Source organism: Variovorax paradoxus B4 (genome assembly GCF_000463015.1).
Lineage (GTDB): Bacteria > Pseudomonadota > Gammaproteobacteria > Burkholderiales > Burkholderiaceae_C > Variovorax > Variovorax paradoxus_E.
Genome location: NC_022247.1, coordinates 1054677 through 1070215 on the forward strand (window position 1 = coordinate 1054677; position 15539 = coordinate 1070215).

Annotated in this window: 13 protein-coding genes; 12 read left to right on the top strand and 1 reads right to left on the bottom strand. The window is 67.0% G+C overall.

The window, feature by feature from the left end:
* The first annotated feature begins 26 nt into the window (after positions 1-26).
* On the top strand, positions 27-1076 hold the full coding sequence (locus tag VAPA_RS04735) for a CobW family GTP-binding protein (RefSeq protein ID WP_021005626.1): 1050 nt from the start codon (positions 27-29) through the stop codon (positions 1074-1076).
* Between the two features lie 70 nt (positions 1077-1146).
* Here VAPA_RS04735 and VAPA_RS04740 read toward each other — a convergent pair whose 3' ends face one another.
* Complete coding sequence (locus VAPA_RS04740) at positions 1147-2613, bottom strand: YdgA family protein (RefSeq protein WP_021005627.1); 1467 nt, start codon at positions 2611-2613, stop codon at positions 1147-1149.
* A 376-nt stretch (positions 2614-2989) separates the two neighbouring features.
* Here VAPA_RS04740 and dksA point away from each other — a divergent pair, with 376 nt between their 5' ends.
* The 11 genes from dksA to mraY all read left to right on the top strand — a co-directional run bounded on the left by dksA (position 2990) and on the right by mraY (position 15527).
* Complete coding sequence (gene dksA / locus VAPA_RS35585) at positions 2990-3991, top strand: RNA polymerase-binding protein DksA (RefSeq protein ID WP_230559008.1); 1002 nt, start codon at positions 2990-2992, stop codon at positions 3989-3991.
* A 37-nt stretch (positions 3992-4028) separates the two neighbouring features.
* Positions 4029-5675, top strand: coding sequence for an STAS domain-containing protein (locus VAPA_RS04750; protein WP_021005629.1), 1647 nt, complete (start codon positions 4029-4031; stop codon positions 5673-5675).
* A 76-nt stretch (positions 5676-5751) separates the two neighbouring features.
* A complete protein-coding gene (gene hslV, locus VAPA_RS04755; protein WP_021005630.1) occupies positions 5752-6297 on the top strand; it encodes an ATP-dependent protease subunit HslV in 546 nt (181 codons plus the stop codon).
* Positions 6298-6299: 2 nt separating this feature from the next.
* Positions 6300-7628 (top strand): ATP-dependent protease ATPase subunit HslU, encoded by a 1329-nt coding sequence (gene hslU, locus VAPA_RS04760; protein ID WP_021005631.1) that lies wholly within the window; start codon positions 6300-6302, stop codon positions 7626-7628.
* A gap of 270 nt (positions 7629-7898) precedes the next feature.
* Positions 7899-8327 (top strand): division/cell wall cluster transcriptional repressor MraZ, encoded by a 429-nt coding sequence (mraZ, locus tag VAPA_RS04765; protein ID WP_021005632.1) that lies wholly within the window; start codon positions 7899-7901, stop codon positions 8325-8327.
* Between the two features lie 8 nt (positions 8328-8335).
* Positions 8336-9259 (top strand): 16S rRNA (cytosine(1402)-N(4))-methyltransferase RsmH, encoded by a 924-nt coding sequence (gene rsmH, locus VAPA_RS04770; RefSeq protein WP_021005633.1) that lies wholly within the window; start codon positions 8336-8338, stop codon positions 9257-9259.
* A 1-nt stretch (position 9260) separates the two neighbouring features.
* Entirely contained in the window at positions 9261-9608 is a 348-nt protein-coding gene (gene ftsL / locus VAPA_RS04775) for a cell division protein FtsL (protein ID WP_021005634.1), read from the top strand.
* On the top strand, positions 9605-11353 hold the full coding sequence (locus VAPA_RS04780) for a peptidoglycan D,D-transpeptidase FtsI family protein (protein ID WP_021005635.1): 1749 nt from the start codon (positions 9605-9607) through the stop codon (positions 11351-11353). The genes ftsL and VAPA_RS04780 overlap by 4 nt, the downstream gene beginning before the upstream one ends.
* Positions 11354-11355: 2 nt before the next feature.
* Positions 11356-12909, top strand: coding sequence for a Mur ligase family protein (locus tag VAPA_RS04785; RefSeq protein WP_021005636.1), 1554 nt, complete (start codon positions 11356-11358; stop codon positions 12907-12909).
* Positions 12906-14333: a UDP-N-acetylmuramoyl-tripeptide--D-alanyl-D-alanine ligase gene (locus tag VAPA_RS04790; protein WP_021005637.1), complete on the top strand. Its 1428-nt coding sequence runs from the start codon at positions 12906-12908 to the stop codon at positions 14331-14333. Before VAPA_RS04785 ends, VAPA_RS04790 begins: the two co-directional genes overlap by 4 nt.
* A 15-nt stretch (positions 14334-14348) precedes the next feature.
* Positions 14349-15527 carry a phospho-N-acetylmuramoyl-pentapeptide-transferase gene (mraY, locus tag VAPA_RS04795; protein ID WP_021005638.1) on the top strand — a complete coding sequence of 393 codons (1179 nt, stop codon included), beginning with the start codon at positions 14349-14351 and terminating at the stop codon, positions 15525-15527.
* Positions 15528-15539 lie beyond the last annotated feature (12 nt).

Below are 15539 nucleotides of genomic sequence, written 5' to 3' on the forward strand. Positions count from 1 at the left end.
CCTGTTTTCCGTTTCCGGAGCACACCATGGCCCTCATTCCCGCCACCATCCTCACCGGCTTCCTGGGCTCGGGCAAGACCACGCTGCTCAAGCGCATCCTGACCGAGGCCCATGGCCAGAAGATCGCGGTGATCGAAAACGAGTTCGGCGAAGAGAACATCGACAGCGACATCCTCGTGACCGAATCGAAGGAGCAGATCGTGCAGATGAGCAACGGCTGTGTCTGCTGCACCATCCGCGAAGACCTGCGCGAGGCGCTGCAGTTGCTGGCCGCCAAGAAGCGCAAGGGCCTGCTCGACTTCGACCGCGTGGTGATCGAGACCACCGGCCTGGCCGACCCCGGCCCCGTGGCGCAGACCTTCTTCATGGACGACGAGATCGCCGAGAGCTACCTGCTCGACTCCATCCTGACGCTGGTCGACGCCAAGCATGCGCCGCAGCAGCTCAACGACCGCCAGGAGGCGCGCCGCCAGGTGGGCTTTGCCGACCAGATCTTCATCAGCAAGAGCGAGCTGGTGTCGGCGGAGGAGACCGATGCGCTCATTCATCGCCTGAAGCACATGAACCCGCGCGCGCCGCAGCAGAAGGCGCATTTCGGCGACGTGCCGCTGAAGGACATCTTCGACCTGCGCGGCTTCAACCTGAACGCCAAGCTCGACATCGACCCCGACTTCCTCAAGGAAGAAGAGGACCATCACGACCATGACCACGCGCATGGCGAAAATTGCGACCACCCCTCGCACAAGCACGAGGGGCACGGCCACCATCACCACACCGACGACGACGTCAAGAGCTTCGTCTACAAGGCCGACCGTCCCTTCGACCCGGCCAAGCTGGAAGACTTCCTGGGCGCCATCGTCAACATCTACGGCCCGCGCATGCTGCGCTACAAGGGCGTGCTGAACATGAAGGGCACCGAGCGCAAGGTGATCTTCCAGGGCGTGCACCAGCTGATGGGCAGCGATTTGGGCCCGGAGTGGGGCAAGGACGAAGCGCGCCAGAGCCGCATGGTGTTCATCGGCATCGAGCTGCCGCGCGAAATTCTCGAGCAGGGGCTCGAGCAGTGCCTGGTCTGACGAAGCATTGCCCGCATAAACAAAAAGGCGCTGCCCCCGGAAGGGGCAACGCCTTTTTTATTGCCTGGGCTTACTTGCCCGGAGCGCCCAGCGGCTTGCCGTTGAGCCTCAGGCTGCCTTCGGCGTATTCGAGCTGCGCGGTGACGTCATCGCCCTCGCGCTTGACGAAGCCCTTTTCCTCGCCTTGCTCGACCAGCCCCGCCATCATTTCGGGCGGCGGCGTCTGGCCGCTGTCGGCGCCGGTGGCGGCAATCTGCTCCAGCCATTGCATCGGCAGCCGCGCGCTGGCCTTGAGCACGCCGCGCTTCATGAGCAGCGCCATGCCGGGAGCCTGCAGGTCTTCGTCGGTCACGCCGGCCATGCCGGCCGTGTAGCTGATTTCGCCGCGCTTGCCGCCGATTTCGACCAGCATCCTGTCGAGCCCGATCTCGGGGCTGTACTTGGCCATGGCCTTGAGGTCGGGCGCCAATTGGTCGAACAGCACCTTCATCGCCGCCTGCGAGGCCTTGTTGCCGCCCTTGCCGCAGCCGTTCGCGGCGCTCGACTGCATCCAGGCATCGGCCAGCTTCTTGTAGCCGGCGGCGTGAATGCGGCGCCCGCCGCTGCTCATCTCGAACTTGTCAATCTTCGTGTCGCCGATCCTGCCGGCGCCCTTGACCGTGCCGGTCGATGCGTAGAGCCCGTCCGCGATGGTGGCTTCGGCGAACATGTCGATGTTCTGCAGCAGCACGGCCGGCAGGGCCTTGCCTTCGCTGCCCGCGGCGCCGCCCAGGCCCTTGGGGGCTGCGAACTCGAGGCTGTCGAGCCGGGCTTCGGTCTTGCCCGTGGCCAGGATCCAGCCGGCGCTCTTGTCCATGTCGGCCTTGCCGGCCAGCTTGCCCATCTTCAGCGTGGCGCCGGTGCGCGCATCGCTGACATCCAGCCCCGGCATCGTCAGGTCGTAGTGCACGTGGGTCCGGGCGCCGTTCATCTCGATGCGGGCCTGCGCGCCTTGCCAGGCGAACTGGGCCTTGCCTTCTTCGGCCAGCCTGGCGGGCGCCACCGCCAGGTCGGTGGTGTAGGCGCCGTCGAACGCCACCTTGGTGCGCGCCGTCAGGGGCTTGGCCTTGCCGAAGATCTGTTCGGCCTTGGCCTGGCCCTTCACGTCCAGCACCAGTTCGCTGTCGATGGTGGCTGCCGCCAGCGTGCCGCCGGCGAACGGGCCATGGCGGATGGTGTCGCGGAAGGTGAAGCGCACCGCCTTGAACGGCGTGGCGGCTTCTTCCTCTTCGTCCTCCTCCTCGGCGGGCCTGATGGCAGGCACCTGCGCCGCGGCATCGGCTGCGCAGCCGAGCTCGAGCGTCACGGTGCTGACGGCGCCGAAGAAGCCGCGTTCGTAGCTGCGTTCGACCACGCGCACCAGCGCGGTCTGCTTCGGCACCTGGTCCAGCGCGGCCTCGTAGCTGGACTTTACTTTCGAGCCGGCCAACCACGTGCCGCCACCATAGGCAAGCGCGATGGCCGCAGCCAGCGTGCCCAAAACTGCATTTTTGCTCAAGATTGATTTCTCTCTTGTATGAATGGGATCGACCCGCGCCGCTCCCTCGGCGATTTCGGCAGGTCTTGCTGCCCCCTCCGGCAACGCGGCGATGCTACTGGAGGCAAGGGGGCTGCAACCACATCACCCTTCGTTTCGAGTTCTCTATACAATCGCGCGCCTGTTCCGGCAGCCACGCCTTCGTCCGATGGACGAGATGTGGCTTACGGCGCGGGGCGCCGCAGGTTCCTGGCGGGCTTTCGGGGGTATAACCCCGGGGTTCGCCACTGCGAGCACTCCGACGAGTGGAGCCCGCGCGGCTTGAAACCGCGGTGGTTCCCTTGGGAGGAGACACCCAGTGAAAGCGCGTTCCAGTTCGTTCAAGGAGCCAGTCACCGTGAAGAAACCCGCCGCCAAGGCTACGCCAGCAACCAAGCCCGCCGCCAAGAAAGCGGCGGCTGCAAAGCCGGCTGTACCCGCGGCAAAAAAGAGTTCTTCCGCTGCAAAGGCCCCGGCCACGAAACCAAAAAGCGCTCCAAAGAAGCCAGCAACGCCATCGGCCAAGGCCGGGACCGTTGCAAAGAAGCCCGTCAAGCCTGCAAAGTCTGCTGCGCCGCCGGTGGCATCCGCCCCGGCCAGGAGTGCAACCAAAACTGCAGTTGCGGGTCAACCGCCATCCAAAACCGTCGGCCGCACTGCTGCCGTTCCTTCTGCCCCTCCGATCCCAATGAAAAAAACGGCTGCCGCCTCTTCTTCCGCCACGGCGACACCTTCGATGCCCGCTCAGACCGCTGCACCCGCCCCCGCGCGAGGTGGCCGCGTGTCCCGGCTGTCGCAGCTGACCGTGCCTTCCATGCCGCAATCGGTGGCTTCCACCGCTGCCAAGTCTTCCTTCTCGCAGGCGCCTTCCCATGCGCTGGTGCCGCCGCCCCCCATCGCGGTGAAAAAAGACCCGAAGCTCGCCAACAACTGGAAGGCCAAGTCGGCTGCCGAGTTGACCGACGCCGAGGTGATCGCCATGCCCGATACCGAGTACATGAACGAAAAGCAGATGGCGTTCTTCCGCCTGAAGCTCGTGGAACTCAAGCGCGGCATCCTCGAAAACGCCGGCGAAACCACCGAGCATCTGCGTGAAGACACCGTGGTGGTGCCGGATCCGGCCGACCGCGCGACCATCGAGGAAGAGCACGCGCTCGAACTGCGCACGCGCGACCGCGAGCGCAAGCTGCTGAAGAAGATCGAGCAATCGATCCAGCGCATCGACGCCGGCGACTACGGCTACTGCGACGAGACCGGCGAGCCCATCGGCGTCGGCCGGCTGCTGGCGCGTCCCACCGCCACGCTGTCGCTCGAAGCGCAGCAGCGCCGCGAGCTCAAGCAGAAGATGTTCGGGGACTGAGCGGCCGAAGAGAACTGTTCGCCTCGAAATCTCGTCGATGCCAAAGGAAGAGTCGGGCCGCCTTTTTTCCAAGGTGGCGAAATTCGTCCGCAATCCGCTCAAGGATTGGTCCGAGCTGAATGCAACTGCGGATTCCACGCTGCCCGAGCAGGCCTACAGCCGGGAAATGCTCAAGGAGATGATCGAGCGGCGCCAGCGCAACGATTTCGTTCGCCGGCGCGAGTTCGACATGCTGCGCAAGCTTCGCCAGCGCGAAGCCGCCGCCCACGCATTCGAAGGAACGGTCACGCCGTCTTCCTTCAACCTGAACAGCACCACGGAAAAGTCCGAGGGGCGCGCGCTCACGCTCAAGAAGATCGACGAGATCGAGGAGCAGATGTCGCAGCAGTGGTGGAAGGGCCGCGGCCCCAACGGCGAGGTGCTGTCCAATGCGCCGCCCGACGCTGGCGCCGAAACCCTGCCGCCGCCCGTGGATGCGGACGAGCTGGCCAGCCTGCTTGCCGCGCCGACCTACGGCCCTGCGCCCGCGCCTGCCGCGCCTGCTGCGGGGAGTCCGGCGGTCAGCGGCGCATCGCTGCTGTCGGCGCGGCTCGCGCGCGACGGCGCGCTCGAAGAAGCCGTGATCCGCTTCGCGCACGGCGACGATGCCGGCGCCGAGGCCATTCTTCTTCAGGCCCTGGCCTCCGAGGGTGCAGCCACTGCGGGCGAGGCCGACCACGCCACCACCGAGCGCGACGATGCGCGCTGGCGCGCGTTGTTCGACCTGTACCGCGCCACCGGCGACGCCGCCAGGTTTGCCGCCGCCCGCATGCGCTATGCACAGCGCATGAAGCGCATGGGGCCCGACTGGGTCTCGCTCGACGAACTGGCGCGCAACGTGAAGGCGGTGGCCGCCAGCGAGCTTGCCGAACTGGCGCCGGTCGGCGCCGACTGGGTCAGCCCGGCACGCCTGGCGCGCGACGGATTGATCCAGCTCACGCGGGCGTTGTCGCAGGCCGGCTCGGTCTGGACGCTCGACTGGCGTGCGCTGCTCGCCATCGAGGCCGATGCCGCCGCGCCCCTGCGCGTGCTGTTTGCCCATTGGGCCGATTCGCCGGTTCAGCTGCGCTTCATCGGGGCCGCGAAACTGCTGGCCGTGCTGGCCGAGGCAACGCCCAGCAACGAGCGCGGCACGCAGGACGTCTGGTGGCAGCTGCACCTGGCTGCGTTGCGCATGATGAACATGCCCGACGATTTCGAACTGGTGGCGCTCAACTACTGCATCACCTACGAGGTGTCGCCGCCGGCCTGGCAAGACCCGAAGGGCGCCTGCGCCTCGGTGGCCGCACCGGCGGCAGGCCATTCGGGCTCCGTGTGGTCGCTGCTCTCGGTCCATGGCGAATCGGAGAGCTTTCCCTCCACCGACACCGGCTTTGCTGCGCTGGCCGGCGATCTGCGCGGCGAAGCGCATTCGAGCCTGCAGCGGCTGGATGCGGACCTGCGCAACACCACGGCGCCCGTCATCTCGTGCGCCGCACTGCTGCGCATGGACCTGGCCGCCGCCAGCACGCTGCTCGGCTGGGTGCGGGCGCGGGACGCCCAGGGCGAGCGGGTCCAGTTCGTGGACGCCCACCGCCTGATCGCGGCGATGTTCGATCTGGTTGGCATCGCCGACCACGCGACGGTGGCCATCCGGAAGAACTAGGCCTGTTACAGGCCCTGGCCACATTCGGTAGCAGGCGCGGGGTTGCATTGCCTTGTGGCATCCCCAGATGGCTTCGATGGAACAGTTTCACGGCACCACCATCGTGAGCGTGCGCCGCAAGACCCCCCAGGGCGATCAGGTCGCCATTGGCGGGGACGGGCAGGTCACTCTCGGCAATATCGTCATCAAGGGCACCGCGCGCAAGGTGCGCCGGCTCTATCACGGCAAGGTGCTCGCAGGCTTTGCCGGCGCCACGGCCGACGCCTTCACGCTCTTCGAGCGCTTCGAGGCCAAGCTCGAAAAGCATCAGGGGCACCTCACCCGCGCCGCCGTCGAGCTCACCAAGGACTGGCGCACCGACCGCGTGCTGCGCAAGCTCGAGGCCATGCTGGCCGTGGCCGACGCCACCACCTCGCTCATCATCACCGGCAACGGCGACGTGCTGGAGCCCGAAGACGGCGTGATCGCCATCGGCTCGGGCGGCGCCTATGCGCAGTCGGCAGCCAAGGCGCTGATCGACAACACCGACCTCACGGCCGAGCAAATTGTGCGCAAATCGCTCACGATAGCGGGTGAAATCTGCATTTACACGAACATGAACCACACGGTGGAAGCGCTCTGACCATGTCCATGACTCCGCAGGAAATCGTCTCCGAGCTCGACAATCACATCGTCGGCCAGCCGGGAGCCAAGCGGGCCGTGGCCATTGCGCTGCGCAACCGCTGGCGCCGCCAGCAGGTCGAAGAGAAGCTGCGCGCCGAGATCACGCCCAAGAACATCCTCATGATCGGCCCCACGGGCGTGGGCAAGACCGAGATCGCGCGCCGCCTCGCCCGGCTGGCGGATGCGCCCTTCATCAAGGTGGAGGCCACCAAGTTCACCGAGGTGGGCTACGTCGGCAAGGACGTCGATTCGATCATCCGCGACCTGGCCGAAATTGCCGTCAAGCAGACGCGCGAATCCGAAAGCGCCAAGGTGCGCGCGCGCGCCGAGGACGCCGCCGAAGACCGCATCCTCGACGTGCTGCTGCCGCCCGCGCGCGGCGCCGACGGCGCAACCCCCGCGCTGGACGGCCCCAACCCCACCCGGCAGGCCTTCCGCAAGAAGCTGCGCGAGCACCAGCTCGACGACAAGGAAATCGAGCTCGACCTGGCCGAAACCCGCGCCCCGCTCGAGATCATGGGCCCGGCCGGCATGGAGGAAATGACCGAGCAGCTGCGCGGCATGTTCGGCCAGCTCGGCGGCGGCAAGCGCAAGACGCGCAAGCTCAAGATCGCCGAGGCGCTGCGCCTGCTGATCGACGAGGAAGCGGCCAAGCTCGTCAACGAGGACGAGATCCGCACGCAGGCCATCACCAACGCCGAGCAGAACGGCATCGTCTTCATCGACGAGATCGACAAGGTCGCCACGCGCAGCGAGGCGCAAGGCTCCGACGTGTCGCGCCAGGGCGTGCAGCGCGACCTGCTGCCGCTGGTCGAGGGCACGGCCGTGAGCACCAAGTACGGCGTGGTGCGCACCGACCACATACTGTTCATCGCGAGCGGTGCTTTCCACCTCAGCAAGCCGAGCGACCTGATTCCCGAGATGCAGGGGCGTTTTCCGATCCGCGTCGAGTTGCAGTCGCTCTCGGTGTCCGATTTCGAGAGCATCCTCACGCAGACCCGCGCCTCGCTCGTGAAGCAGTACCAGGCGCTGCTCGCCACCGAGGGTGTCACGCTCGAATTCACGCCCGAGGGCGTCACGCGGCTGGCCAGCATCGCCTTCGAGGTCAACGAGCGCACGGAGAACATCGGCGCGCGCCGTTTGTCGACCGTGATGGAGCGTCTGCTGGATGAGGTAAGCTTCGACGCGACCCGCATCGAGGGGCAGACCATCCGCATCGATGCCGCTTATGTCGACGAGCGCCTTGCGGCACTAAGTCACGACGAAGATCTTTCGCGCTTCATCCTCTGAAGCCCGCTTTGCGGCCCCTGTAACGGCGGTCGTGCTTCACGCATCACATTCATTGCGTGAGCTAAGTGCTTAATTTTCAACGAAATTCGCCGATTTCCAGCTTTGGAAATCGGCGCTAAGTCGTTGATTCCATTACAAAAAATACCACCAACGGCCAGTTGCGTCTGAAGTGTTTCCTGCTACAGTGCAAAAAAGTGCAGTTAAGTGGGAAAAAGTGCGGATGGTGCCTCTTTCGGGTGCCGCGGCATTCCCAATACAGGGGTTCTGGTCGTGTTTCAAGGCGCTTCATCGCTCAGTCTGGATGCCAAGGGGCGGCTCTCCGTGCCGACCCGGCATCGCGACGTCCTGAGCGCCACGGCGGGCGGCCAGCTCACGATCACCAAGCATCCGCACGGCTGCCTCATGGTGTTCCCGCGTCCCGAGTGGGAGAAATTCAGGGAGCGCATCGCTGCGCTGCCGATGTCGGCACAGTGGTGGAAGCGCGTCTTCCTCGGCAACGCCATGGACGTGGAGATGGACGGCACCGGGCGCGTCCTGGTGTCGCCCGAACTGCGCGCCGCCACGGGCATCGTGCGCGAAACGCTGCTCCTGGGCATGGGCAACCACTTCGAGCTCTGGGACAAGGCCACCTACGAGGCCAAGGAGGCCGAGGCCACCCAGGGCGAGATGCCGGATGTGTTTCAGGACTTCGCGTTCTGAGGACCCACGTGAACACTCCATGGACCCATACGACCGTCTTGCTGAACGAAGCGGTGGAAGCCCTTCTTTCCGGCAGCACGGCAGCCACCGGCACCTACGTGGATGCGACCTTCGGGCGCGGAGGGCATGCGCGCGCGATCCTCGCGCGGCTGGCACCGGAAGGCAGGCTGATCGCATTCGACAAGGATGCGGAAGCGGTGGCCGAAGCAGCGCGCATCTCGGATGCGCGTTTTTCCATCCGGCACCAGGGATTCCGTTCGCTGGGCGAATTGCCCGATGCCAGCGTGGCGGGCGTGCTGATGGACCTGGGCGTGAGTTCGCCGCAAATCGACAACCCGGTGCGCGGCTTCAGTTTTCGTTTCGACGGTCCGCTCGACATGCGCATGGACACCACGCGCGGCGAGAGCGTGGCCGATTGGCTGGCAACGGCCGAACTTCAGCAGATTGCAGAGGTGATCCGTGACTATGGCGAAGAACGGTTTGCTGTTCAGATTGCAAAGGCGATTGTTGCTCGCAGACAAGAACGGGGCGCAATTTCAACCACCACCGAACTGGCCGAGCTCGTGGCTGGCGCGGTCAAAACCCGCGAGCCGGGCCAGAACCCTGCAACGCGCACATTTCAGGCTTTTCGGATTTTCATCAACGCCGAGCTTGAAGAGCTGCAACAGGCGCTAGAGGCGAGCCTCTCCGTGCTGCAGCCCCGGGGCCGGCTCGCGGTGATCAGCTTCCATTCGCTGGAAGACCGCATCGTGAAGCAGTTCATCGCCAGGCACTCGAAGGAGGTGTACGACCGCCGCGCGCCGTTCGCCGCCCCCAAGGCGATGAAGCTGCGCGCGCTCGAGCGCATCAAGCCCTCCGCCGCCGAAGTGCACGGCAACCCGCGCTCGCGCAGCGCGATCCTGCGCGTGGCCGAGCGCACCCAGGAAGTTTGACGTGGCGCGCTTGAACCTGCTCCTGCTGCTCGCGGTGGTCGCCTCCGCGCTCTACCTCGTGCACACGCAGTACCTGTCGCGCCAGCTCTACACCGAGCTCGACCGCACCCAGCAGGAAGCCCGGCGGCTCGAGCTCGACCACGACCGGCTGCAGGTGGAGAAGCGCGCGCAGGCCACGCCGTTGCGCGTGGAGAAGCTGGCCAAGGAGCAGCTGCAGATGCGCACCACCACGCCGGCCATCACGCAGTACGTGCGGCCCGACGGCACGGTGATCCCGGCCGTGGTGGCGCCGCCGCCCGCGCCGCCCGCGTCTCCGGCGCCGAAACCCGTCGCGAGGACCCAGCGATGAGCCGCCGCAGCGTCCGCTACACCACCAGTCCCTTGCTCGCGAGCAAGACGCCGGTCTGGCGCAGCAAGTTCATCGTCGCCGGCATCGCCTTCGGCTTCGTGGTGCTGGCGGGCCGCGCTGCCTACGTGCAGGTCTTCAACAACAGCTTCTTCCAGCGGCAGGGCGAAGTGCGCTTTGCGCGCACGCTCGAGCTGCCGGCCAACCGCGGACGCATCCTCGACCGCAACGGCCTCATCCTGGCATCCAGCGTGGTGGCGCCGAGCATCTGGGCCATTCCGGAAGACATCGAGCGCGACGACCCTGAGGTGCGGGCCAAGCTCAAGCAGGTGGCCAAGCTGCTCGAGATGCCGCAGAAGGACTTCGACAAGAAGCTCGAGGACGAGGACAAGACCTTCGTCTGGATCAAGCGCCAGGTGGACGAGCCCATTGCCAAGCAGATTGCCGCGCTCAACCTCAAGGGCCTCTACCAGCGCAAGGAATACAAGCGCCAGTACCCCGAGGGCGAGGCCGCGGCGCACGTGGTGGGTTTCACCAACGTCGAGGACAACGGGCAGGAAGGCATCGAGCTCTCCTTCAACAAGGACCTGGCCGGCAAGGCCGGATCGCGCCGCGTCATCAAGGACCGCCTGGGCCGCGTGGTCGAGGGCGTGGGCGAACAGGTGCCGCCGGTCGATGGCAAGGACATCCAGCTCAGCGTCGACAGCAAGGTGCAGTTCTTCGCCTACCAGAAGCTGCGCGACGCCGTGACCGCCCGCAGGGCCAAGGCGGGCAGCGTGGTGGTGCTCGACGCGGTCACCGGCGAGGTGCTGGCGCTGGCCAACTACCCGAGCTACGTGCCCGACAAGCGCCAGAACCTCACCGGCGAACAGCTGCGCAACCGCGCGCTCACCGACACCTTCGAGCCGGGCTCGACCATGAAGCCGATCACCGTGGCCATGGCGCTGGAGGCCGGCCGCGTGAAGCCCTCGACGCTGATCGAGACCTCGCCGGGCCGCTTCCAGCTGGGCGGCTTCACCATCAGCGACACGCACAACTACGGCACGCTCACGGTCGAGGGCGTGATCCAGAAGTCGAGCAACGTGGGCGCGCTCAAGATCGCCCAAAAGATGACCCCGCACGAGATGTGGGACACCTACACCGCGCTGGGCTACGGTCAGAAGCCGCAGATCCAGTTCCCCGGCGCCGTCACGGGGCGCCTGCGCCCCTGGAAGACCTGGAAGCCGGTCGAGCAGGCCACCATGGCCTATGGTTACGGCCTGTCGGCGTCGCTGTTCCAGATGGCGCATTCGTACACCGCCTTCGCGCATGACGGCGCGATCATTCCCGTCACCATCCTCAAGAACACGGAGTCGCCCGTGGGCGTGCGGGTGTTCTCGCCCTCGAATGCGCTGGCGGTGCGCAAGATGCTGCAGATGGCGGCAGGCCCGGGCGGCACCGGCACGCGCGCGCAGACCATCGGCTATTCGGTCGGCGGCAAGTCGGGCACCGCGCACAAGCAGGTTGGCAAAGGTTACGCCAGCAACAAATATCGCGCCTGGTTCACCGGCATGGCGCCGATCGAGAAGCCGCGGATCATCGTCGGCGTGATGATCGACGAGCCGAGCGACGGCCAGTATTTCGGCGGCGTGGCCGCCGCGCCCGTTTTCAGCGAAGTCGTGCAGCAGACCCTGCGCATGATGAACGTTCCGCCCGACCTCGCGGTCAAACCTCTGGTGGTGACGCAGGGCGTCGACGAGAGTTTCTGAGCATGCTGACACTCACTTCCCCCCCACTCGCCGCGCGCTGGCTCAAGGAGCGCGTACAAGGCGCGCTGCATGCGGACAGCCGGCCGGTGGGCGCGGGCGACGGCTTCATCGCCTGGCCCGGTGCCGCCACCGACGGGCGCAGGCACGTGGCTTCGGCGCTGGCGCAGGGGGCGGCGGCCTGCCTGGTCGAACACGAGGGCGTCGACGCCTTCGGTTTCGAAGGCGACGGCCGCATTGCAAGCTACCCTGGCCTCAAGGCCGCCACCGGGCCGATCGCATCGGCCTTCTACGACAACCCCTCGGCTGCGCTTGAGGTGCTGGCCGTGACCGGCACCAACGGCAAGACCTCCACCGCATGGTGGCTCGCCGAATCGCTCTCCACGCTGGCCGTGCCCGGCGGCGTTCGCGCGCCGCGGCTCGACGGCAGCGCCGAACGCGCCGTGCCCTCGCCGTGCGCGGTCATGGGCACGCTGGGCATCGGCGTGCCGCCGGAGCTCACCTACACCGGCCTCACCACGCCCGATCCGGTGATGATGCAGCGCGAGCTGCGCGCGCTCGTGGAGCGCGGCTTCGGCGCCTGCGCCATCGAGGCCTCGTCGATCGGCATCGCCGAACGCCGGCTCGACGGTGCGCGCATCGCGGTGGCGGTGTTCACCAACTTCACGCAGGACCATCTCGACTACCACGGCAGCATGGAGGCCTACTGGCAGGCCAAGGCCGAGCTGTTCCGCTGGCCCGGGCTGCGCGCCGCGGTGATCAACATCGACGACGTGCACGGCACCAGCCTGTGCGCGAACCTGCTCGAAGCCGGCATCGGCGCGCTCGACGTCTGGACCGTGTCGGCCGCCGGCGCGCCGGCGCGGCTCATGGCGCGCGACGTCGGCTACGACGCGCAGGGCCTGCAGTTCTCGGTGGCCGAACACGATGGGGCCACGGTGGAGCGCATTTCGACCGGCCTGATCGGCCAGTACAACGTGGCCAATCTGCTGGGCGTGCTCGGCACATTGCGGGCGCTGGGGCTGTCGCTCGCGCAGGCCGTGGCGGCCTGCGCCAACCTCACCAGCGTGCCGGGCCGCATGGAGCGCGTGGGCGCCGCTGCCAATGCGCCGCTGGCGGTGGTCGACTATGCCCATACGCCCGACGCCCTCGACAAGGCGCTGGCCGGCCTGCGTCCGCTCGCCCAGCAGCGCGGCGGCGTGCTCTGGTGCGTGTTCGGCTGCGGCGGCGACCGCGACCCGATCAAGCGCCCGATGATGGCGGCCGTGGCCGAGCGCCAGGCCGACCGCGTGGTCGTGACCAGCGACAACCCGCGCAGCGAGAACCCCGACGCGATCATCAGCCAGGTGCTGCTCGGCCTGTCGCGCCCCGAAGCGGCCCAGGTGCAGCCCGACCGCGCGGCCGCCATTGCCGAGGCCATTGCGCAGGCCGCGCCGCAGGACGTGGTGCTCCTCGCCGGCAAGGGCCATGAAGCCTGGCAGGAAATTGCCGGCCAGCGCATCCCGTTCTCCGACCGGACTCATGCGCTCGGTGCGCTCTCGAAGCGAGGTGCCGCATGAGCAATTCGCCGCTGATGTTCACACTGGCCCAGGCGCAGCAATGGATTCCCGGCGCACGCCTGGTGGGCGACGGCGCAACCACCATTGCCCGCGTCCATACGGACACCCGCACGCTCGCCGCGGGCGACCTGTTCGTGGCGCTCAAGGGCGAACGCTTCGATGCCAACGAGTTCCTGGCCGATGCCAAGGCGCGTGGCGCCGTCGCCGCCATTGCCCACGGCGGCCTGGAAGCGGCCGGCCTGGCCGGCCTGGAGGTATCCGATTCGCTGGCCGCGCTCGGTGCGCTTGCCGCAGGCTGGCGTGCGCAGTTCGATCTGCCGCTGATCGCCGTGACCGGCAGCAACGGCAAGACGACAGTCACGCAGATGATCGCGGCCGTGCTGGTTGCCTTCAGGGGCGACCGCGCACTCGCGACGGCCGGCAATTTCAACAACGAGATCGGCGTTCCGCTGACGCTGCTGCGCCTGCGCGCGAAGCACCAGCATGCGGTGGTCGAGCTGGGCATGAACCACCCGGGCGAGATCGCCCGGCTGGCGGCCATCGCACGTCCGACGATTGCGCTGGTCAACAACGCCCAGCGCGAACACCTGGAGTTCATGGCCACCGTCGAGGCGGTGGCGCTCGAGAACGGCGCGGTGTTTTCCTTCGTGCCGGAGGGGGGCACCGCGGTGTTCCCGTACGGCGACGAGTTCACCCCGCTGTGGAACGACATGGCACGCGACGGTGCCACGCGCCGCAGCATGACCTTCGGCGAGCATGAAGACGCCGACATCTCGCTGCTTGGCGCCGAGTGGCAGCAGGGCGCATGGCAAGTCCGCATCCGCACGCCGTTGGGCGACTTCGATGCGCAGCTGCACATCGCGGGCCGGCACAACGTCGTCAACGCGCTGGCGGCCACCGCGTGTGCGCTCGCTGCCGGCATTCCGCCCGAGGTCATTGCCCGCGGCCTCACGGCCTTCGTGCCTGTGAAGGGCCGCTCCAAGGCGAGTGAGGTGGTCCTGCCCGGCGGGCATTCGCTCACGCTGGTGGACGACAGCTACAACGCCAATCCCGATTCCGTGCGCGCGGCCATCGACGTGCTCGCGGCCTTGCCCGGCCCGCGCCTGCTGGTGCTCGGCGACATGGGCGAGGTCGGCGACCGGGCACCCGAATTCCATGCCGAGGTCGGCGACTGGGCGCGGCAGCGCGGCATCGAGGCCGTGTACGCGCTGGGCGCCGAAACCGCGCACAGCATTGCCGCCTTCAATGGCGGCGACAGCGGCCGCCATTTCCCGGACATCGAGGCGCTCGGCGCAGCGGTGCTGGCGCGGCTGCCCCAGGTGGGGAGCGTGCTCGTCAAGGGCTCGCGCTTCATGAAGATGGAGCGCGTGGTGCAAGCGATCGAGCAATCACAACAACAAAAGGAGGCCGGTCATGACGCATGAGCCGCGCGACACGACATGCTGATGAGCCTGGCCCAATGGCTGCAAACGATTTCGCCCGAGTTCGGGTTCCTGCGCGTTTTCCAGTACCTCACGTTCCGTGCGCTGATGGCTGCGCTGACGGCGCTGGTGGTCGGTCTGGTGGCCGGCCCCTACGTGATCCGCCGCCTGGCCGCGCTCAAGATCGGCCAGCCGGTGCGCGGCTACGGCATGGAAACGCACCTGACCAAGAGCGGCACGCCCACCATGGGCGGCGTGCTGGTGCTGTTCGCGATCGCCTTCGCCACGCTGATGTGGTTCGACCCTTCCAACCGCTTCGTCTGGATCGTGCTGTGGGTCACGCTGGGCTTCGGCGCCATCGGCTGGGTCGACGACTGGCGCAAGGTGGTGCGCAAGGACCCGGAAGGCATGCGCTCGCGCGAGAAGTATTTCTGGCAGTCGGTGGTGGGCCTGATCGCCGGCTTCTACCTGCTCTTCAGCATCTCGGAAAGCTCGAACTGGCGCGTGCTGCAGCTGTTCTTCGCCTGGGTGCAGTCGGGCTTCGACCTCGACTTTCCGCCCAAGATCAACCTCCTGGTGCCTTTCTTCAAGGAAGTGAGCTATCCGCTGGGCGGCATCGGCTTCGTGATCCTCACTTACCTGGTGATCGTGGGCGCGAGCAACGCGGTCAACCTGACCGACGGCCTCGACGGCCTGGCGATCATGCCGGTGGTGATGGTGGGCTCGGCGCTGGGGGTGTTCGCCTACGTCACGGGCAGCGCGGTGTATTCCAAGTACCTGCTGTTCCCCAACATTCCGGGTTCGGGCGAGCTGCTGGTGTTCTGCTCGGCCATGGCCGGCGCGGGCCTCGCGTTCCTCTGGTTCAACACCCATCCGGCACAGGTCTTCATGGGCGACGTGGGCGCGCTGGCGCTCGGCGGCGCGCTGGGCACCATCGCAGTCATCGTGCGGCAGGAGATCGTGTTCTTCATCATGGGCGGCATCTTCGTGGTCGAGGCGATCTCGGTGATGGCGCAGGTCATGTACTTCAAGTACACCAAGAAGCGCTACGGCGAAGGCCGCCGCGTGCTCAAGATGGCGCCGCTGCACCACCACTTCGAGAAAAGCGGCTGGCGCGAGACGCAGGTCGTGGTGCGCTTCTGGATCATCACGATGCTGCTGTGCCTCGTGGGCCTTTCGACGCTGAAGCTGCGGTGAGAAGAGAAAGCA